Here is a 20,061-nt window from a genome sequence, read left to right as displayed (position 1 = left end):
GTTTACTGAATTAAATAATTAATAATCGTCGTTTGGATGAAATAAGATTTAATAGATTCTATTTGATTTATTTGAAACTTTAATTGTAGCTCTTGAATGTCTAAAACATCATTAAAATCAATCGTTCCTGTTTCGTAGCTTTTGATTAAAATTTCTTCAGCATCTTTGGCTTGTTTTAAGTTCTTGGTTTGCGTAGCATAACTTATTCTTGCAGAAATTCGTTCATTAATCGCTTTACTTAAAAGCGTTTCCAAAGTGTTTAATCGTTCTTGTTTTTGAGCTGTTATTTCTTGCTGTTCTAACTCATTTTGCTTAGTTTGAGATTTATATTTTTTATTAAAAATTGGGATTGACACCGAAACCATTGGCATCACAATATCTTTACCGTTATCCGAGAAATTCATATCTGGTCTTTCAGAAACATTGATGTAGTCTAATCCAAAACCAATCATAGGACTGCTTTCTTTTTGGTTAAGTAATTCTGATTTTTCTATAGATTGATAAAGTTTGTCAAACTTTACTAATTCAGGATGTATAGATAAGTTTTCGGAATTAAATTTAAAGTCTTTCATTGGAATTGTTAAACTATCTAAAACCGATACATTTATTGTATTATCTCTATTTAAAAAGTTATTAAAATTAGTTTGTTCTGCTAAATACTTTCGTTGCAATACGTTTTTTAATTGTCTCAAATCGTTTTGTCGTATTTGTAAACGCAATACATCTACTGCGGATGCTTTACCAACTTCAACAAATGTTAAAGCCATTGTTTCGTAAGTTTCTAAAAGTTTAATATTATCACTTATTACATGCTGTTTTGCTTGGTTGGCATACAGATCGTAATAGGATTGTGATACCGAAGCCATTAATTTACGTTTTGCAATAACAATGTCTTGATATTTGGTGTCTGCCAATGCTGATATATAATCTTCACGCGAGCTAATAGTACCAAACCAAGGTAGCATTTGTTTAGCTGAAACCTTAAATCGTTGTGAACCAGTTCTTGTTTCAGGCTCGCTCACAAAATAGCCAACACCAAATTCTGTATTAGGAAGTGTGTTTACTTCGTTCACTTTTTCAGAAACTCTTTTGTATTGTATTTCAAATTTTTGAATTTCTGGATTATTGGCTAGTGCTTCATTTATTAGTATTTCTAATTGTTGAGCATTAGAAGTACTAAAAGCTAATAAACCAATAAGTGTATAAATTATTTTATTCATTTGTTTGCCCTTTTCAATTTAAACTCTTCTCTCCAGCTATATAATACTGGTACAATAAAATAAGAGGTAATGTCTATAACCATTCCTCCAAATATTGGAATCGCCATAGGTATCATAATATCACTTCCTTTTCCTGTGGATGTTAATACTGGTATCAGCGCCAAAATGGTAGTAACTGTTGTCATTAAACACGGACGAATACGTTTTTCGGCTGCTTGCAAAGCGGAAGTTCTAATGCTCTTTTTATCGGCAGGTTTTTCTCGCTCAAAAGTTTGCGTGAGGTATGTTGCCATAACGACACCATCATCTGTTGCAATACCGAATAGAGCTATGAAACCTACCCAAACCGCCACACTTAAATTGATGGTTTTCATATTGAAAAGTTCCCTCATATTTTCTCCAAACAAACTAAAATTGAAAAACCAATCTTGACCGTAAAGCCATAGCATAATAAAACCACCTGCAAATGCAACCGTTATTCCTGTAAATACCATTAGTGACGTAGTAACAGATTTGAACTGGAAATACAGAATCAAGAAAATAATAGCAAGTGCTAATGGAACGACAACGGACAATGTTTTTTCTGCTCGTAACTGATTTTCGTAAGTTCCTGTGAATTTATAACTAATGCCTTTAGGAACAGTTAATTCTCCTGAATCTATTTTCTGCTGAAACAATGCTTGTGCATTTTCAACAACATCCACTTCTGCAAACCCATCTAATTTATCAAACAACACGTAGCCAACTAAAAAGGTATCCTCACTTTTAATTACCTGCGGACCTTGCTCATACCTAATCGTCGCTAATTCGCTTAATGGAATAGGGCTTCCTTTTTCAACAGGAATATAAATACCTTTTATTTCGTCTGGATTACCACGCAACTCTCTTGGATAACGTACTCTAACAGCATAACGCTCTCTACCTTCAACCGTTTGCGTTAAAGCCATGCCACCTATTGCAACCTTTAGCACGTTTTGCACATCTTCAATTGACACACCATAACGTGCTATCTTTTCCCTATCAATATCAATGAGCAAATACGGTTTACCAACAATTCTATCTGCAAAAACAGCTTCAACCTTAACACCTTCTGCCTGTTTCAAAAGACTTTCTAATTGCAAACCAAACGCTTCAATTTGTTTTAAATCTTGTCCTTTTACTTTTATTCCCATTGGTGCTCGCATACCTGTTTGAAGCATTACCAACCTGGTTTCTATGGGTTGTAATTTTGGTGCGGAAGTAACGCCTGGCAATTTGGTAACTCTAACAATTTCATTCCAAATATCGTCTGGTGATTGTATTTCTGGTCGCCAATTCCTGTAGTATTCTCCATTATCGTCTTCAATTAGTTGAGACCTTTGGACATTAAATAAAGTTGATTTGATTATCACTTTGTTCTCGACTGCGCTCGAACTGACAGCTATATTTTCGTTATGAATTAAACGACCATCTTTTAATTTAAATAAACCGTCCTCATTTACTTTGTAACGTTGCCTTTTTCCTTCGGAATTTCGCATATATTCAGATTTGTACTTAATCATATTTTCATACATCGACAAAGGTGCTGGGTCTAAAGCCGATTCTGTTCGACCAGCTTTTCCAACTACGGTTTCAATTTCTGGAATAGTAGCTACTGCCATATCTAATTGTTGAAGCACTCTTTTGTTTTCTTCAACACCAGAATGTGGTAATGAGGTTGGCATTAATAAAAATGAACCTTCATTTAAAGATGGCATAAATTCTTTTCCAGTATTGTTCATTATCCAAATACCAGAAATAAGCACGGTAGTTGGTATCATTAAAAACAAAAGTTTGTTTGCTAAAGCCCAGTTTAAAATCTGTCCATAATACCTTCTGAAAATTGAAAATATTCCTAAAATTCCGAAGCAAATAATCGCTACAAAAATTAAGTTAATGAAGATGCTTCTGTCAAAACCTAGCGGTCTCCAATATTCAGTAAGTAAGAATACAATAGCAGCACAAGAGATGACAATATTAATAAGATTACTATTCTTTTTGTTCAGTTTTCCCGAAACTCCTAATAAACCTGTAACACCAAAAGCAATTAAAACTATACCTAACCAATATCCAACACCTATAATTGCGATTCCAGCAATTATTAAAGCACCATTTAAAATATGCTTAAAAGAATTTTTAAGTGATGTTTTTCTGAATAAATAAGCTGCAAATGGTGGAATTAAAAACAATGCAATGACTAAAGATGCTGATAACGCCATCGTTTTGGTAAAAGCAAGTGGTCTGAACAGTTTTCCTTCTGCACCAATCATTGTAAACACAGGAACAAAGCTGATAATTGTAGTTAATACCGCAGTTAAAATCGCTCCAGAAACTTCGGCTGTGGCATTATAAACCACTTCATTTGTAGGTAACTCTGTACCATCTTCTCGTAATCGTAATTTGTCATCATCGAGATGGCGAATCATATTTTCTGCTAGAATGACGCCTACATCTACCATAGTTCCAATAGCAATAGCAATACCAGAAAGTGCTACAATATTGGCGTCTACGTTAAACAGTTTCATAGTAACAAAAACCATTAAGACTGCAACAGGTAACAATCCAGAAATTAAAATAGAAGCTCTTAAATTGAAAACCATAACAATAATAACCAAAATGGTAATTAATATTTCTAGTGTCAATGCTTCATTAAGCGTGTCTAATGTTTCTTCAATAAGCTCTGTACGGTCATAGAAAGGAACGACTGTTAATTGAGATGTTCGTCCATCTGCCAATACTTTTGTTGGTAATCCACCTTTCAGTTCATCAATTTGCGCCTTTACATTGTTAATGACTTCCATTGGATTTGCTCCATATCGTGCCACTACAACACCACCAACCACTTCCGCACCTTCTTTATCTAATAAACCTCTTCGCGTTGCTGGACCTAATGATACTTTACCAATGTCTTTGATCTTAATTGAAGTAAAATCCTCTGAAGTCACTACAGCGTTTTCAATATCTTCAACAGATTTCACATAACCCAAACCACGTACTAAATATTCAGCTTGATTAATTTCTATAGTCTGCGCACCAATATCTTGATTGTTACTTTTTACCGCTTTTACAATCTGGTTTAAGTTAATGTTATATTGACGCATTAATTCTGGATTGACATCCACTTGATACTCCTGAACATAACCACCAATGGAAGCGACTTCAGAAACACCACTTGCAGAGGATAGCGCATATTTCACATAGTAATCTTGAATACTGCGTAATTCTTGTAAATCCCAACCACCAGTAACATTTCCGTTTTCATCACGTCCTTCAAGTGTGTACCAAAATATTTGTCCCAAACCTGTTGCATCTGGACCCAAAGCAGGATTAACACCTTCTGGTAATAAACCGCTTGATAATGAGTTTAGTTTTTCGAGAATACGACTTCTACTCCAGTAAAATTCTATGTCTTCTTCAAAAATGATGTAGATACTTGAAAAACCAAACATAGACGAACTACGAATGGTTTTTACTCCAGGAATACCTAACAAAGATGTTGTTAGTGGATAGGTAATTTGGTCTTCTATATCTTGTGGTGAACGACCATCCCACTTTGTAAATACAATTTGTTGATTTTCACCTATATCTGGTATGGCATCTACGGCTACAGGATTGCTTGGTAAAAATCCTGTATCCCAATTGAAAGGTGCATTTACTGTTCCCCATCCTACGAAAAGAACGAGTAGTAGTACTGCAACGAGTTTATTCTCTATAAGAAATTTGATTGCTTTATTAAGCATATAGTTTGATTATTAAACAGTTAGACATTGATGTTAGGAAAACACCGAATACAGTAAATTATCCTTATAAACTTATAAAGCCATAGGATAAAACAGTCTATTGTTTAAAAATCAAATTAAGTATGTCTCGTCAATCTTGTAGATACGCCTTATAACGAGTGGCGGTTTATATTCTTCGTAAGAAGATACATTGTTATCTAAACCTTCAAAGAGGTAAATATAGGTATGGACAAATGAAGCAATAAATACCTGTTGCTCAAACGTAATTTTGTCAAATTGCAGTTGTAATTCGTCCTGACCTTCTATTGCTAATTGTTTATCATCGCAACATTTTTTTTTAGTAATAGAGCATCCTTCGGTAGAGGGTTTTTCCATCTCCATACCGCAACCTTTGTCTTTATTAAAAATAGATGTTTCAACTAAGGTATCTCCGCAATAGTGTAAATTGATGGTAAATGACATTGTAGATACAAAAACTACAAATGCCATAATTATAACGAATATTTTGTTTAGAACCTTGTTCATCTTATTGCAAATGTACAAATTTTAATTAAACTCGACGTTTTTAAAAGTGAATTTAATACCCAAAAAAAGTAAAAATTGTTATTGTAAATTCATATTCATTTGTAAACTTTTTAGCTTTATTACTCAACTTACATATATTTTTTTGTCCAAATTCTTTGTTTTTTTGATGGTAAAAACTTTTAAAGTACTAAAAAGCGATTATTAGCAGAAATCCAATTTTAACTTTTTTAAAGTTTTTTTGCGTATTTTAATCAAAAAATTTTAAATAAAAATTTCAAAAAATCAGAATCACATATTTTTTTATTTAAAATTTACGGGAATTATTTAAGTTTTTATGATTGTCTAGTCCTAAATAACCGATACAGATACTTGATAAAATTCTGTCTTGATATTTAATAAGGTGGGGGTGATTTTTTTTAATTCAAATAAACAAAGAAAATTAAAGATTTATCCATATTTTTGAAACATATAACTTAATAAAATAAGAATACAAAAACGAATACGATTCAGCGTTAACCTGGCATTCTGCTTTTATTTACACATCTAACTATCAGTAGGTTATGATTTTTTAGATATAAAAGGAAAAGCCGAAAGCCTGACCGAAGAGCCATCGGAGGAAACGCCATAAACAACAGTATAATGTTACAATTACAATTTATTAGAGACAACAAAGCCGCAGTAATTGAAGCTTTGAAGAAGAGAAATTTTGATGCTACTGAAATTGTAAACGAAGTCGTTTCGTTAGACGAAGCACGTAGAAGTTTGCAAGTTGAGTTAGACAACACCTTAGCTTCCTCTAATAAATTATCCAAAGAAATTGGGCAATTATTCAAAAGCGGAGAGCCAAAGAAAGCTGGGATTTTACGTGAAAAAAGCACGCAATTAAAAGCAACTTCGGAAACGCTAAAGAATGATTTGAAAGAAAAAGAAGAAGCCGTTGCCCAACTTTTATATACCATTCCGAATGTACCAAATAGTATAGTTCCTGCGGGAAATAGCGAAGATGATAATGAAGAAGTTTTCCGTAAAGGAGACATTCCAACATTGCATGAAGGCGCACAACCACATTGGGAATTGGCTAAGAAATACGATATCATTGATTTTGAACTCGGAAATAAAATTACAGGCGCAGGATTTCCTGTGTACAAAGGAAAAGGTGCGCGTTTGCAACGTGCGTTAATTCAGTATTTCTTGGATAAAAATACCGATGCTGGCTACACAGAATATCAAGTACCACATTTGGTCAATGAAGCTTCTGGTTTTGGAACTGGTCAGTTGCCAGATAAAGAAGGACAAATGTATCATGTTATAGGCGATAATTTATACCTAATTCCAACGGGAGAAGTTCCTGTGACGAATATTTTTCGTGACGAATTGCTAAAAGCAGAAAGCTTGCCAATTTGTTGCACAGGCTACACACCTTGTTTCCGTCGTGAAGCAGGAAGTTATGGCGCACACGTTCGTGGACTAAACCGTTTGCATCAGTTTGATAAGGTAGAAATTGTCCGTATCGAACGTCCTGAAGATTCATATGCAGCATTAGACACCATGGTAGAGCATGTAAAGGAAATGTTAGAAGAATTGAAACTTCCATACAGAATTTTACGTTTGTGTGGTGGCGATTTAGGCTTTACAGCAGCGTTAACTTATGACTTTGAAGTGTTTTCTACGGCGCAAGATCGTTGGTTAGAAATTAGTTCGGTTTCTAACTTTGAGACATTTCAGGCTAATCGTTTAAAGCTGAGAATCAAAGATAAAGATGGTAAAAAGCAATTGGCACACACCTTAAACGGAAGTGCTTTGGCATTGCCAAGAGTTTTGGCAGGAATTTTAGAAAACTACCAAACGGAAAACGGAATTCAAATTCCTGAAGTATTACAGAAATACACAGGTTTCGATAGTATTTCATAAAGTTCATACTGCAATTATAAAAATTAAAAAAGATCGACAATGTATTTTGTCGATCTTTTTTGCTTTTTGCCGACAATTGAAGTATGTTTGTCATCCAAATCTGAACATACATGTATGTTACGTAATCCATAGGTTAATAGCTAGTACGTAACATGCAGAACTAAACACGAAATGCTATACACCCAAACCTAGTTTTAAATAGTTTTAATCTATGGAATTTTATAGCTGATAGAAATGCCCGAACAATATTCGGGCATTTTGTATTTTGAGAAGTTGTATCTGAAATTGAATCTGAAGTTGAAGTTGAAGTTGAAATTGAATCTGAAATTGAAGTACGAATTCACACAATACAAAAGCGCAGTCTAAAAATCTAAAAGCGATAGCGGTCTAACTTCTAATAACATTACAATTTATTTAACATACTTAAAGTCGAATTTAAAACTTAATTCCGTTTACAATCTTTTCCGAAGTATAGCAGGAATTTTTCGTTAAAAATTTTTGAAGCCTTGGAAAAAATTTAGAAAAATTCATGCGGTTTTAGTTTTTTTCAGAAAGAAAAACTAAAAATACCTCTGGAAAAGCGCACTTTCTTTTGTTTCTTTTCTTTGTGCGAGCAAAGAAAACGAAAATAAAAGCTGTTTTTTTTGAAATTTAACTTCAATGGAGTTTATATTAAACTAACGTTAACATACTTTATGTTATCTTTGAATAAAAGCTTTTCTATGCGTTATATTTTATGTTTACTCATCAGTTTGGGAATGTACAGCACTACATTGGCACAAAATGATGCATTGGCGCGTCAATATTATGAAAAAGGAGAATACAAAAAAGCAATTGTCGCTTTTGAAAAACTCTACAAAGAATCGCCGCGTAAAATCAATTATTTCATTGGAATCGTCAATAGTTACCAGCAAATGGAAGACTTTGATACTGCCGAAAAACTACTATTAGAAGCAATTCAAAAGCCCAAAGCGAGTCCTATATTATTTGTTGAAACTGGCTTTAATTATGATTTGAAGAAAGATTCGATTAACGCAAAAAAATATTACCAAAAAGGAATTGAATATACCGAATCTAAAATTTCGGCTTCCTATATCGTTGGACGTGCTTTTGAAAGAAAGTCATTGCTTGATTATGCATTGCGCGTTTACCAACAAGCACGTGCGGCAAATCCAAATTATAATTTTCTCAACAATATTGCTAGAATTTATGGCGAAAAAGGAGACATCGAAAAAATGTTTTCAAGCTATTTGGATTTAATCAAAGATCGTGTAGAACAAAAAGGATATGCACAACGGATTATTAGTCAGTTTTTACGAAATGATCCCAATGATGAAAACAATATTCTCTTCCGAAAAATTTTGCTCAAACGCAATCAACAAGAACCAGATTTATTGTGGAATGAACTCTTGAGTTGGTTGTTTATTCAACAAAAACAATACAAAAGAGCATTTATCCAAGAAAAGGCAATCTACATGCAAGGCGATGCTTCTTTGCAACGGATTTTTGACTTGGCGCGCATGAGTATTGAAGATAATGACGACGAAACGGCACGTGAAGTGTTGACATATATTATTGAAAAATCAAATCAGAATGAAACGATTATTCGTGCTTCACAATTGTTAATTCAGCTCGATATTGAGTCTGTAACAAACGGAAATTACGAAGAAATTCAAAAACGATTTGACGAACTTTTTACAGAATATCCGCGCGACTACCGAACGGTTTTGTTGCAACGTGATTACGCAAACTTTATGGCGTTTCAGAAAAATCAACCAGATGCTGCAATTACGTATTTAAAAGAAACCATTCAGCAACCGCTAAACAAACGACAGCTTGCCACCGTAAAATTGGCGCTCGGCGATATTTTGGTATATCAAGAACAATTCAATCAGGCGTTAATTTACTTTTCACAAGTTCAAAAAGCCTTGAAAAACGATATTATTGGACAAGAAGCACGGTATCGAGTGGCGCGCACGAGTTATTACAAAGGCGACTTTGCTTGGGCAGAAACACAGCTAAAAGTTTTAAAATCGTCGGTTTCACAACTCATTGCAAATGATGCTTTAAAGTTGAAATTAATTATCTCAGACAATTCCTTAGAAGATTCTACACAAACAGCCTTGAAAAAATACGCGAAAGCAGATTTATTGGCGTATCAATTAAAAGAAACAGAAGCCATCAATACCTTAGAAGATATTTTACAAAATCATAAAGGCGAAAAAATTGAAGATGAAGCTTTGTTGATGCAAGCCGAATTGTACGAAAAACGAAATGAGTTTGACAAAGCACGATTGAACTACAAAAAAATCATTGAGTTTTTTAAAGATGATATTTTGGTAGACGATGCATACTTTGCGATTGCCAACTTGTACCTTACCGAATTTGATGATCCTGATACAGCAAAAGATTACTTTGAAGAAATCATTTTCAATCATCAAGACAGTATTCACTACGTAGAAGCACAAAAAGCCTATCGAAAGTTACGCGGCGACACAATTAATTAGTGGCTGTTTTCCCTTTCTGAAATTTAAAAATCGTAATTTTGTACTCAAATTACAAAACACAGCTATGTACATTTATAATGTAACGATCAATGTTGACGAAAGTATTCACGAAGCGTTTTTAACTTGGATAAAAACACATATTCCTGAAGTTTTAGCCACAGGTAAATTTACAAGTGCGCGACTCGTCCAAGTGATGGTCGAAGAAGAAATGGGCGGAACTACGTATGCCGTACAATACACTGCAACCTCAAAAGAAAATATAGAAGCATATTACAATGAAGATGCAACGCGTTTGCGAGAAGATGGTATGAAAAAATTTGCTGATAAAATGCTCGCATTCCGCACAGAACTCAGTGTAATTCAAGATTTCACAGCATAATTATTGACTTTAGACACATGAAAGAGAAACGATATTATTCACAATTTTCATACTTTATCAAAATACTGTTCATTGTTATTTTACTAGGTTTGGCATTCTATTTTATCACGGAAGCATCAGATCTAATTGCAGAAAAACTTAGCAGAGCACTTCGAAAAAATATGGTTGCTACAGAATATGTATTGAATGCTTTCGTGGGTATCATTCTCTTACTCGCCATTCTTTTAGTGATTGTGAGAGGAAAACCGCAAGTTACCATCAATGCAACAACACTTCGCACCAACCGTTTTAAAAGAGATTTCTCGGAAATAAAATCATATCACAAAGGCAAAGGTGGAAGCGAACCGTACATTATTTCAAATGATGGAAAACAATTAGACATTGAACTTTCTTGGTTTTCAAAAAAAGATAGAACCGAAATCGAATCACTGATCATTCAACAAATAGAAACTGCTAACTTATAATAAGAAATGTCAGATAAAGTAAGAGCAAAAAAACACTTAGGACAGCATTTTCTAAAAGATGAAGAAGTTGCAGAACGAATTGCGGATACACTAACGCTAAACAAGTATAAAAACGTGTTGGAAATTGGTCCAGGAATGGGCGTTTTGACGAAATATTTGTTAGACAAACCCATTAAAACCTACGTTTGTGAAATTGATACAGAATCCGTAACCTACTTACGAGCTCACTATTTGCAGCTTTCGGATAGAATTATTGAAAAAGATTTTTTAAAGTACGATCTTACACAAACATTTCAGCAAGAACCATTTGCCATTATTGGAAACTTCCCGTACAACATTTCCACGCAAATTGTGTTCAAAACCTTAGAAATGCGCGATCAAATTCCTGAATTTAGTGGCATGTTTCAAAAAGAAGTGGCGCAACGTATTTGTGCATCACATGGAAACAAAACCTACGGAATTCTATCGGTTTTAACGCAAGCTTTTTACGAAGCAGAATACCTTTTTACGGTTCCGCCAGAGGTGTTCAATCCGCCACCAAAAGTAGATTCGGGCGTTATGCGACTCATTCGAAAAGAAAATTACACACTTCCGTGCGATGAAAAATTATTCTTTAGAGTTGTCAAAACTGCCTTTCAACAACGAAGAAAAACACTTCGAAACAGTTTAAAAACATTCAATCTTTCCGATAATTTAAAAGAAGATACTATCTTTGGGCTTCGACCTGAACAATTAGCTGTTCAAGGATTCGTAGATTTAACCATCAAGATAGCAAATGATTCCGTTTAAACTCAGTAATGAACTCATTGCGCAAGTAGCAGCGCATATTGAGAACAAAAAAGATTCACTACTTCTAGAATTACTAGAAGAGGTTCACTATGCGGATATTGCAGAAATCATTGATGAACTAAATCTTGAAGAAGCAACGTATATCATCAAACTGTTAGACAGTGAAAAAACATCCGATATTCTTACGGAAGTTGATGATGATGTGCGTGAAAAAATTCTTGAAAATCTTTCTGCCAAAGAAATTGCCGAAGAAATTGACGAACTCGATACGGATGATGCCGCAGATATTATTTCGGAACTTCCCGATGAGCGAAAGCAAGAAGTAATTTTAGAGTTAGAAGACAGAGAACATGCCAAAGAAATTGTAGAATTACTTCGCTATGATGAAGATTCTGCTGGTGGATTAATGGCGAAAGAATTGGTAAAAGTCAACGAAAACTGGAATGTACTGACCTGTGTAAAAGAAATGCGAAAACAAGCAGAAGAAGTAACACGCGTACATTCAATTTATGTCGTTGATGATGATGATATTCTAAAAGGACGATTATCGCTAAAAGATCTACTAACAACTTCTACTCGTACAAATATTAGTGATGTATACATTCCGAAAGTAGATTATGTAAACATAAACGACAAAGCAGAAGATGTTGCCAAAGTAATGTCGAAATACGATTTGGAAGCCATTCCTGTCGTTGACGAAATGAAGCGTTTGGTCGGTCGTATTACCATTGATGATATTGTAGATGTTATCCGTGAAGAAGCGGAAAAAGATTACCAATTAGCAGCAGGTATTACACAAGATGTAGAAGCCGATGATAGCATTTGGGAACTCACACGCGCACGTTTGCCTTGGTTATTTTTAGGATTACTTGGCGGAATTGGTGCAGCAGCCATCATGGAAGGTTTTGAAGGAATGATTAGTAAATATGCCATTCTTTTCTTCTTTACACCTCTAATTGCAGCAATGGCTGGAAATGTAGGTGTACAATCGAGCGCCATTATTGTACAAGGTTTGGCAAACGACGATTTGAAAGGAAGTATCAAAAATCGCTTGATAAAAGAAATGTTATTGGCCACACTAAATGGAATTGCCTTAGCAATTATTCTATTTATAGTTGTTTTAATTTGGAAAGATAGTTTTTTAGCTGCTTTAGCCATCTCAGTTTCCTTAATCATTGTCATTATTGTTGCAGGAATTATAGGAACGTTTATTCCATTATTCTTAGACAAGCGCGGCATTGATCCTGCCATCGCTACAGGTCCATTTATTACTACAAGCAATGATATCTTCGGAATTTTAATTTACTTCATGATTGCCAAATTGATTATTGGTATCTAAAAAAAAGCGAGCCGAAGCTCGCTTCTAAACCCAATATGTCATGAATAACTTTTTAGGTTTCAATTAAAAATGTACGCTTTGGTAACAAACAACTGCTTCTTAGCAAATAAAAAGCGGATTGCATGATAAATCACAAGACCCATACATAAATGATAAATCACATGTGTAATCATTGATACTTTGAACAGTATGACAATCTTCTGGATAACAAGATATGTCTTTTGTAGGTCGAATCACTTTTCCTCCACTTAATTTTGTATGATTAAATCGAGAAATAGCATGCTTGTTCAGTTTTAATGATTTTAAATTTTTTTTCTTCATAATATAATATTTTTTAAATCGTTAATGATGAAACAAATGAAGCACTATTTTTGTAGTTAAAAAAGGAAAGCAAACCGTGATTATCGAATTAACGGACTGAAAATCAAGGTTTTGCAGAAAAAGTAACTTATATATAACATTCTGAATATCAATACTATAAAACAACACTAAGCCGACAATTATCGAATACAAGGTTACAAACGAAATGGAAAATCATACAATTAGAAAAGCAGTTCCCGCTGATGCAAAATTTATATCCTTATTGGCAAAAATCAACTTTTCAGAGTCCTTCAGTAATTTATTTGCTTCCGAAGAAGAACTTAGACGGTATATTGATCAAAAATTTTCTGTGGAAAAAATGAAAGATTCGCTTCAAAAAAGTGAAAATGTATTTTTGATTGCTTACGCACATACGCTTCCCGTAGGATACGCAAAACTTAAAAAAAATATTCCCGTTCCTGATACGGCATATAAAGAAGCGGCAGAACTTCAAAAACTATATATTTTAAAAGATTACATTTCAAATGGAAACGGTTTAAAATTAAAAATAGATTTTTTTGAAGAAATTCAGAAACTTAGTATTAAACGTGTTTGGTTAAAAGAATTGCACACAGATCAACATACACTGAATTTTTACAATAGACACAAATTTTACAAACATCACACACAATCATTCACTATCGGAAAAGAAGACTTTGTTTTTAATATTATGATGAAAACCCTTGATCATTAATTCATAGTCAATTTTTTTAAAATTTATAAAGTGTATTTCTTCTAAACACACTACTTCAAAATATAAAACCCTGACTAACAGCCTTTCAAAATATAATTATATAACAATTAGCAAAAAATATGTAACGTAAAAAACTTGAATGATGTGTAATTTTACAGTCTAATCAACAAAAAAAATAGATATGATAAAGACTTTAGGATTTATAATGACAATCGGAGCAGCAATAGCACTTATATTAGGCGTATTATCAATTTTTGGAAACATGAGCATGGGAAGTGCTACTTGGCCAATGACAATTTTGGGAGTAGTTTTCTTCTTTGCAGGAATCGGACTTTTAAAATACCGAAAAGATACAGATGCCATTCAAGCAGAAAACAGCTAAACGCTAGTAACAGCTCATAATCATCATCAAAAAACATAAAAAACTTAGTCTCACTTTACCCATGTGAGGCTTTTTTTATGCATAAATAAAAAGCATACAGGTGAAAACCTGCTGAGATTCTAAAAATTTTCGTCAAAAAAAAGTACTTTAGTCACATGAATACAATCAACATCAAAGAAAAAATTGCCCTTGTAAACACACAATGGCATCCGCATCAAATTGCTACTGTTGACGATATGCAAGTCATTTTGGCAAAAATTAAAGGCGAATTTGTTTGGCATGCACACGAAAATGAAGACGAACTTTTTCAAGTCATTAAAGGAACATTATATATGAAATTTCGCGATAAAACGGTAACCGTTAAGGAAGGCGAATTGATTGTTGTGCCAAAAGGTGTAGAACATTGTCCTGTAACCAAAGACGGCGAAGAAGTACATCTTTTATTGTTTGAAAAACGATCTATAGCACATACTGGCGATGTAAAACACGAACTTACACAAGCCAATTACCCAAAAATTTAAATCAAAAATTTATTCCTGTGAAGATATTACATCTTGATGAAAATCATCCATTACTTATATCACAATTAGCAGATTTAGGTCATACCAATCATGAAGATTACACATCATCAAAAGCAGAAATTGAAGCCAAAATTCACAACTACGATGGCTTTATCATTCGCAGTCGGTTTCGTATTGATGCAGATTTTCTCACGAAAGCAAAAAATCTAAAATTCATTGGAAGAGTTGGCGCTGGTTTGGAAAATATTGACTGTGAATTTGCAGCACAACAAGGAATAAAATTGATTGCTGCGCCTGAAGGAAATCGAAATGCCGTTGGCGAACATGCATTGGGCATGCTGCTCTCTCTACTAAACAAACTCAACAAAGCAAACAAAGAAGTCCGCGAAGGAAAATGGTTGCGCGAAACCAACAGAGGTTTCGAATTAGATGGACAAACTGTTGGACTCATTGGATATGGAAATATGGGAAAAGCATTTGCAAAAAAACTTCGTGGTTTTGATGTAACTGTTATTTTTTATGATTTAAAAGAAAATATTGGCGACGAAAATGCTACACAAGTGTCACTTTCAGAATTGCAACAAAGAAGTACGGTATTGAGTTTACACACGCCGCAAACGCCACGAACACTGAATATGATTAACGTAGAGTTTATCGAAGGTTTTCAGCATCCGTTTTGGTTTATCAATACGGCAAGAGGAAAAAGTGTGGTAACCAAAGATTTAGTCGCAGCATTACAAACTGGAAAAATTTTGGGTGCAGGTTTAGACGTATTAGAATATGAAAAAAGCTCATTTGAAAATCTATTCAATGAGGATCAAATGCCAGAAGCATTTCAATACTTAATTCAGGCAGAAAATGTATTACTTTCTCCACATGTTGCTGGTTGGACAAAGGAAAGTAAAGAAAAATTAGCGCAAACCATTGTAGATAAATTTACAGCATACTATCACTAAAGTGAAAAAAACAGTTTTCATTTTTACGACCTTAATCATTGCATTGCTTGTATTGTTTCAACTCAGCAAATTTTCTGTGATGCAAGGAAATTCATCCTTAGAATTTAGCATTGCCGCAGTTGCTGTAATTTTTCTGTTTGTTGGTATTTACATTAACAAACAACGCGAAGCAAAAAATAATACTTCTACATCAAACACAAATACAGAAAAACAAACCGTTGATTACACACAAATTGAAACTTTAGGACTTAGCAAACGTGAATATGAAGTATTGTGCAAATTAGCACAAGGACACACCAATAAAGAAATTGCTTCACTCCTATTTATTTCAGAAAGTACGATAAAAACGCACGTTTCTAATCTCTACGTCAAACTTGATGTAAAGCGTCGCACACAAGCCATTCAAAAAGCGAAAGAGCTTCAAATACTACCTATTTCCTAAAATTACTACCTTCGTATGATGAAATTGGTACTTTCGTATGAGTCATGATTTCTAAGCTAGTCATACTTTTGAAGTGTTCAATTTTTTAAACTTTTACACATATGAAAAATACAGTATTAAAATATGGATTGTATGGTTTTCTAACCGCTTTTTTGCTATTCTTTATCGCATTATATTTTGGTCAAGGACTTTCGTTTAAAACACAAGAAATTCTTGGCTATGCTACGATGATAATTTCCTTAAGTTTTGTCTATTTTGGCATCAAACACTATAAAAATTATGAATTAAATGGTGAAATAAGTTTCAAAACAGCTTTCGTTGTTGGCGCGCTCATTTCTCTCTGTACAGCTATTGGTTTTGGACTGATGGATGCAATTTACATTACACAAATAAATCCTGATTTTGCAGAACAATACTTAGCGTACGAATTTAATTTGTTAGATGCACGAACCGATTTATCGCTGGAAGATATCAAATTTGAAAAACTATCATTACAAAAACAAAGTGAAGCTTATGGAAATCCGTTCACCGTATTTTTTGTCATGACGATGATGGTTTTCGTCATTGGAGTCATCATTTCACTACTTTCAGCAATCCTTTTACACAAAAAAGAATAACCTCATAACAACAATAAAAAACGAATACAGTATGAAAAATAGAGTAACAGGTTTAGGCGGATTCTTCTTTAAATCAGAAGATTCAAAAAAACTCAAAGGTTGGTACGGAAAACACTTAGGCTTACCTGTAGACGATTACGGTTGTACATTTTGGTGGAAAGATAAAGACGGGAACGATTGTTCTACACAATGGAGTCCTTTTGCAAAAGACACTACTTATTTTCAGCCAAGTGAAAAACAATTCATGATGAATTTTAGAGTCGAAAATTTAGTGGAATTACTAGCCGTCTTAAAAAAAGAAGGTGTTACTATTATTGGCGAAATTGAAGAATACGAATATGGTAAATTTGGTTGGATTCTGGATCCTGAAGGAAATAAAATAGAATTGTGGGAACCTAAAGATGATGCTTTTAAATAATTTGGATACATAAATGTATATACTGATTCAACTATGTAACAATTTGTGATTATTGTAAACTAATTAGAATAAAACAATGATTACAAACATAGTAGAGTTATAAAAATTCAAAAAAAACCTTTATTTTTAGACTCCAATCAAAAAAGCTGAATTATGAGTGATGACAACAAAGAGTTAGACAAGAAAATAGAAGATACTGCGCAGGAAGCTTCAAAAAAAGCCGAAACTATTAAAGATTCAGCAACAGAAAAAGCACAGGAAGTAAAAGAAGAAACTACAGAAGCGACTGGAAATAAAATTGACGAAATTAAAAGTGAAGCCAAAGAAGCCTTTATAGGTGTCAAAGAAAAGGCCACCGAATTTACAGGAGAAGCCAAAGAAAAAATTAGCGAATACGCTGACGTAGCCAAAGAAAAAGCGGCTGACTTCGCAGAAGATGCAAAAGAAGCATTTGGTGATGCAAAAGAAAAAGCTACCGAATTCGCAGGAGAAGCCAAGGAAAAAATTAACGAATACGCTGATGTAGCCAAAGAAAAAGCGGCTGACTTTGCAGAAGATGCGAAAGAAGCGATTGGTGATGCAAAAGAAAAAGCTACCGAATTTGCAGGAGAAGCCAAGGAAAAATTTGAAGAATACTCAGAAGTTGCCAAGGAAAAGGCCAGTGAATTTTCAGAAGAAGTAAAAGAAGCATACGAAGATGTAAAGGAAAAAGTAAGTGAGTTTACAGAAGAAGCGAGCGAACGCATTGAAGACTTCACAGAAGAAGCCAAAGAAACCATTGAAGAAACTAAGAAAAAGACAAAAAGCTTCTTTCAACGTTTGTTTGGAAAATAATCAATATCAAACCATAACATAAAAAATAAAAACGAAAAAGCTGGGAATATTTCCAGCTTTTTTTATCTTTATTGTAATATTACATTATAATAATTGTTATGGGAATTACAAAAAATCACATCTTTGATGACTATCAAAATCAAACAGCTTTAATTACGAAAGTTTTAGGACATCCTGCGCGTATTTCCATTTTACAACACATCAGCAAAAACGAATATTGCAATTGCAACGAATTGGTAAAAGCTACAGGATTGGCGCAACCAACGATATCGCAACATCTTTCCGAAATCAAAAAAATAAAATTACTAAAGCAGAAAAATCAAGGGAAAAATATCTTTTATGCTATTGATACTGAATTGCTCAATCAATACCGTAGAACTATCAATGATTTCTTTGTGAAGATTCAAGTGAATTGCCAATCGAAAAGTTAGTCCATTATCCTATGTTAAAATAAGGTCATTTTTTCAAAACGATGCTTCCTTTCATAACTCTTCTACTTACTTTTGTGACTAAATTTGATTAGTTTTTGAAGATTCTTTACTTTAATAAGTGTGTCTGTTCTTCAAATTTTAGTCACAAACCTACCATAAAATTATGAAAAATGTACTTGTGCTTTGTACGGGAAATTCCTGTAGAAGTCAAATAGCAGATGGATATCTGAACCATTTTGCAAAAGAAAAAGCCACTATTTACAGTGCAGGAATTGAAACGCATGGCGTCAATCCGAAAGCAGTTGCCATTATGAAACTAGATGGAATTGATATCTCTGAAAATACTTCTAACAACGTTTCTGAATATTTAGATATTGATTTCGATTTCATCATTACTGTTTGCGATCATGCACATGAACACTGTCCATACATTCCAAGTAAAAACGCCAAACGCATTCATCAGAATTTCTTTGATCCTTCAAAAGTAACTGGCTCGGAAGAACAAATTTTTAACGCGTTTAAGAAAGCAAGAGCACAAATTAAAGCGTTTTGTGAAGAGTTTGTTGCTACGGAATTGTAGTTTTCTTGGGTCTTGGGTCTTGGGTCTTGGGTCTTGGGTCTTAAAAATATCTTTCTTCATTTAAAATAAATGCCTTTTAGGTACTTCTCGATACAAAATTTCTTGGGAAATTTCACTCGAAGTGACGTTGCTTGTTGTTCGTTGTTCGTTGTTCGTTGTTCGAAAATTAAACTTTTCAACTTATAAACAAACACACTGCTTTCATTGTTCAAGGTTCTATGTTCAGGGTTACTGCTGAGTACTTTTACATTCTGAATTCTTTATTCATTATTCGGTGTTTGGTGTTTGGTGTTTGGTGTTTGTTATTCAAAAATTAAACTTTTCAACTTATAAACAAACACACTGCTTTCATTGTTCAAAGTTCTATGTTCAAGGTTGCTGCTGAGTACTTTTACATTCTGAATTAATTATTCGTTATTCGGTGTTTAGTGTTTGGTGTTTGGTGTTTGTCCAGAATACTTCTCAATTCTGAATTCGGTGTTCGGTGTTCGGTGTTCGTTATTTGTTCAGAACACTTCTCAATACTCAATTCTCATAGCTCAATACTAATTTTTCTATTCGGTGTTTGTTGTTGGTTGTTTGTCCAGAATACTTCTCAATTCTGAATTCTGAATTCGGTGTTCGGTGTTCGTTATTTGTTCAGAACACTTCTCAATACTCAATTCTCATAGCTCAATACTAATTTTTCTATTCGTTATTCGGTGTTTATTGTTGGTTGTTGGTTGTTAACTGTTAGTTAGTTTATTTATTTTGGGTAATTTTATTTTCAAACACCTTATTTATAGGGACTTACACTTATTTTCTTAAAATGCTATTTTCTTGATTTTTATAAGAGTACCGCCAAAGAGTACCGTTTTACTATTTTTTTAATCTTCAAATATATCTAATTCTTTAATGGCTTTATCTACGATTCGCTCGTCAATATAATGCTTTT

General features: G+C 33.6%; 20 protein-coding genes. 16 read left to right on the top strand and 4 right to left on the bottom strand.

Annotation, left to right across the window (positions count from 1 at the left end):
• Nucleotides 1-2 precede the first annotated feature (2 nt).
• The 3 genes from AA089_RS17085 to AA089_RS17075 all read right to left on the bottom strand — a co-directional run bounded on the left by AA089_RS17085 (nt 3) and on the right by AA089_RS17075 (nt 5,503).
• Entirely contained in the window at nt 3-1,220 is a 1,218-nt protein-coding gene (locus tag AA089_RS17085; protein WP_046758208.1) for a TolC family protein, read from the bottom strand.
• Nucleotides 1,217-4,978: an efflux RND transporter permease subunit gene (locus tag AA089_RS17080; protein WP_046758207.1), complete on the bottom strand. Its 3,762-nt coding sequence runs from the start codon at nt 4,976-4,978 to the stop codon at nt 1,217-1,219. The genes AA089_RS17085 and AA089_RS17080 overlap by 4 nt, the downstream gene beginning before the upstream one ends.
• A gap of 111 nt (nt 4,979-5,089) precedes the next feature.
• The gene (locus AA089_RS17075; protein WP_046758206.1) at nt 5,090-5,503 is read right to left on the bottom strand and encodes an HYC_CC_PP family protein; all 414 of its coding nucleotides are present in this window, start codon (nt 5,501-5,503) and stop codon (nt 5,090-5,092) included.
• Between the two features lie 639 nt (nt 5,504-6,142).
• On the opposite strand from AA089_RS17075, the gene serS reads away from it, so the two are divergent.
• The 6 genes from serS (at nt 6,143) to mgtE (ending at nt 12,892) form a co-directional block, all read left to right on the top strand.
• Complete coding sequence (gene serS / locus AA089_RS17070; protein WP_046758205.1) at nt 6,143-7,414, top strand: serine--tRNA ligase; 1,272 nt, start codon at nt 6,143-6,145, stop codon at nt 7,412-7,414.
• Nucleotides 7,415-8,136: 722 nt separating this feature from the next.
• Entirely contained in the window at nt 8,137-9,921 is a 1,785-nt protein-coding gene (locus tag AA089_RS17065) for a tetratricopeptide repeat protein (RefSeq protein WP_046758247.1), read from the top strand.
• Between the two features lie 64 nt (nt 9,922-9,985).
• Nucleotides 9,986-10,300, top strand: a complete 315-nt coding sequence (locus AA089_RS17060; protein ID WP_046758204.1) for a DUF4286 family protein — start codon at nt 9,986-9,988, stop codon at nt 10,298-10,300.
• A gap of 17 nt (nt 10,301-10,317) precedes the next feature.
• Nucleotides 10,318-10,764: a hypothetical protein gene (locus AA089_RS17055; RefSeq protein WP_046758203.1), complete on the top strand. Its 447-nt coding sequence runs from the start codon at nt 10,318-10,320 to the stop codon at nt 10,762-10,764.
• Nucleotides 10,765-10,770: 6 nt separating this feature from the next.
• Nucleotides 10,771-11,553 carry a 16S rRNA (adenine(1518)-N(6)/adenine(1519)-N(6))-dimethyltransferase RsmA gene (gene rsmA / locus AA089_RS17050; protein ID WP_046758202.1) on the top strand — a complete coding sequence of 261 codons (783 nt, stop codon included), beginning with the start codon at nt 10,771-10,773 and terminating at the stop codon, nt 11,551-11,553.
• Nucleotides 11,540-12,892: a magnesium transporter gene (mgtE, locus tag AA089_RS17045; protein WP_046758201.1), complete on the top strand. Its 1,353-nt coding sequence runs from the start codon at nt 11,540-11,542 to the stop codon at nt 12,890-12,892. Before rsmA ends, mgtE begins: the two co-directional genes overlap by 14 nt.
• Nucleotides 12,893-12,991: 99 nt before the next feature.
• Here the strand turns inward: mgtE and AA089_RS24910 are convergent, their stop codons facing one another.
• Entirely contained in the window at nt 12,992-13,213 is a 222-nt protein-coding gene (locus AA089_RS24910; RefSeq protein ID WP_156169074.1) for a hypothetical protein, read from the bottom strand.
• A gap of 205 nt (nt 13,214-13,418) precedes the next feature.
• Between AA089_RS24910 and AA089_RS17040 the strand changes: the two genes are divergently transcribed.
• The 10 genes from AA089_RS17040 (at nt 13,419) to AA089_RS16995 (ending at nt 19,127) form a co-directional block, all read left to right on the top strand.
• Nucleotides 13,419-13,946, top strand: a complete 528-nt coding sequence (locus AA089_RS17040) for a GNAT family protein (protein ID WP_046758200.1) — start codon at nt 13,419-13,421, stop codon at nt 13,944-13,946.
• Between the two features lie 181 nt (nt 13,947-14,127).
• Nucleotides 14,128-14,328, top strand: coding sequence for a hypothetical protein (locus AA089_RS17035; RefSeq protein WP_046758199.1), 201 nt, complete (start codon nt 14,128-14,130; stop codon nt 14,326-14,328).
• Between the two features lie 155 nt (nt 14,329-14,483).
• Nucleotides 14,484-14,849 (top strand): cupin domain-containing protein, encoded by a 366-nt coding sequence (locus tag AA089_RS17030; RefSeq protein ID WP_046758198.1) that lies wholly within the window; start codon nt 14,484-14,486, stop codon nt 14,847-14,849.
• A 17-nt stretch (nt 14,850-14,866) separates the two neighbouring features.
• Complete coding sequence (locus AA089_RS17025) at nt 14,867-15,805, top strand: 2-hydroxyacid dehydrogenase (RefSeq protein ID WP_046758197.1); 939 nt, start codon at nt 14,867-14,869, stop codon at nt 15,803-15,805.
• 1 nt (nt 15,806) lies between these two features.
• Nucleotides 15,807-16,247, top strand: coding sequence for a response regulator transcription factor (locus tag AA089_RS25765; protein ID WP_046758196.1), 441 nt, complete (start codon nt 15,807-15,809; stop codon nt 16,245-16,247).
• A 101-nt stretch (nt 16,248-16,348) separates the two neighbouring features.
• Nucleotides 16,349-16,864: a DUF4199 domain-containing protein gene (locus AA089_RS17015; protein ID WP_046758195.1), complete on the top strand. Its 516-nt coding sequence runs from the start codon at nt 16,349-16,351 to the stop codon at nt 16,862-16,864.
• Nucleotides 16,865-16,895: 31 nt separating this feature from the next.
• Entirely contained in the window at nt 16,896-17,282 is a 387-nt protein-coding gene (locus AA089_RS17010) for a VOC family protein (RefSeq protein ID WP_046758194.1), read from the top strand.
• A 153-nt stretch (nt 17,283-17,435) separates the two neighbouring features.
• On the top strand, nt 17,436-18,116 hold the full coding sequence (locus tag AA089_RS17005; protein ID WP_046758193.1) for a YtxH domain-containing protein: 681 nt from the start codon (nt 17,436-17,438) through the stop codon (nt 18,114-18,116).
• A gap of 98 nt (nt 18,117-18,214) precedes the next feature.
• Nucleotides 18,215-18,547 (top strand): ArsR/SmtB family transcription factor, encoded by a 333-nt coding sequence (locus tag AA089_RS17000; protein ID WP_046758192.1) that lies wholly within the window; start codon nt 18,215-18,217, stop codon nt 18,545-18,547.
• Nucleotides 18,548-18,710: 163 nt separating this feature from the next.
• Nucleotides 18,711-19,127, top strand: a complete 417-nt coding sequence (locus tag AA089_RS16995) for an arsenate reductase ArsC (protein ID WP_046758191.1) — start codon at nt 18,711-18,713, stop codon at nt 19,125-19,127.
• Nucleotides 19,128-20,061 lie beyond the last annotated feature (934 nt).

The organism is Kordia jejudonensis (assembly GCF_001005315.1).
GTDB classification, from domain to species: Bacteria; Bacteroidota; Bacteroidia; order Flavobacteriales; family Flavobacteriaceae; genus Kordia; species Kordia jejudonensis.
Note: the sequence above shows the minus strand (reverse complement) of the source record. Positions and strands in the feature narration are given on the sequence as shown.

What these genes read in the sequence shown, in the direction of transcription:
- AA089_RS17000 (WP_046758192.1), top strand. Translation starts at nt 18,215, where the DNA reads ATGGGAATTACAAAAAATCACATCTTTGATGACTATCAAAATCAAACA.
- serS (WP_046758205.1), top strand. Translation starts at nt 6,143, where the DNA reads ATGTTACAATTACAATTTATTAGAGACAACAAAGCCGCAGTAATTGAA.
- rsmA (WP_046758202.1), top strand. Translation starts at nt 10,771, where the DNA reads ATGTCAGATAAAGTAAGAGCAAAAAAACACTTAGGACAGCATTTTCTA.
- AA089_RS17075 (WP_046758206.1), bottom strand. Translation starts at nt 5,503, where the DNA reads ATGAACAAGGTTCTAAACAAAATATTCGTTATAATTATGGCATTTGTA.
- AA089_RS17010 (WP_046758194.1), top strand. Translation starts at nt 16,896, where the DNA reads ATGAAAAATAGAGTAACAGGTTTAGGCGGATTCTTCTTTAAATCAGAA.
- AA089_RS17055 (WP_046758203.1), top strand. Translation starts at nt 10,318, where the DNA reads ATGAAAGAGAAACGATATTATTCACAATTTTCATACTTTATCAAAATA.
- AA089_RS24910 (WP_156169074.1), bottom strand. Translation starts at nt 13,213, where the DNA reads ATGAAGAAAAAAAATTTAAAATCATTAAAACTGAACAAGCATGCTATT.
- AA089_RS17080 (WP_046758207.1), bottom strand. Translation starts at nt 4,978, where the DNA reads ATGCTTAATAAAGCAATCAAATTTCTTATAGAGAATAAACTCGTTGCA.
- AA089_RS17005 (WP_046758193.1), top strand. Translation starts at nt 17,436, where the DNA reads ATGAGTGATGACAACAAAGAGTTAGACAAGAAAATAGAAGATACTGCG.
- AA089_RS17065 (WP_046758247.1), top strand. Translation starts at nt 8,137, where the DNA reads ATGCGTTATATTTTATGTTTACTCATCAGTTTGGGAATGTACAGCACT.
- AA089_RS17060 (WP_046758204.1), top strand. Translation starts at nt 9,986, where the DNA reads ATGTACATTTATAATGTAACGATCAATGTTGACGAAAGTATTCACGAA.
- AA089_RS17085 (WP_046758208.1), bottom strand. Translation starts at nt 1,220, where the DNA reads ATGAATAAAATAATTTATACACTTATTGGTTTATTAGCTTTTAGTACT.
- AA089_RS17015 (WP_046758195.1), top strand. Translation starts at nt 16,349, where the DNA reads ATGAAAAATACAGTATTAAAATATGGATTGTATGGTTTTCTAACCGCT.
- AA089_RS17035 (WP_046758199.1), top strand. Translation starts at nt 14,128, where the DNA reads ATGATAAAGACTTTAGGATTTATAATGACAATCGGAGCAGCAATAGCA.
- mgtE (WP_046758201.1), top strand. Translation starts at nt 11,540, where the DNA reads ATGATTCCGTTTAAACTCAGTAATGAACTCATTGCGCAAGTAGCAGCG.
- AA089_RS17030 (WP_046758198.1), top strand. Translation starts at nt 14,484, where the DNA reads ATGAATACAATCAACATCAAAGAAAAAATTGCCCTTGTAAACACACAA.
- AA089_RS17040 (WP_046758200.1), top strand. Translation starts at nt 13,419, where the DNA reads ATGGAAAATCATACAATTAGAAAAGCAGTTCCCGCTGATGCAAAATTT.
- AA089_RS16995 (WP_046758191.1), top strand. Translation starts at nt 18,711, where the DNA reads ATGAAAAATGTACTTGTGCTTTGTACGGGAAATTCCTGTAGAAGTCAA.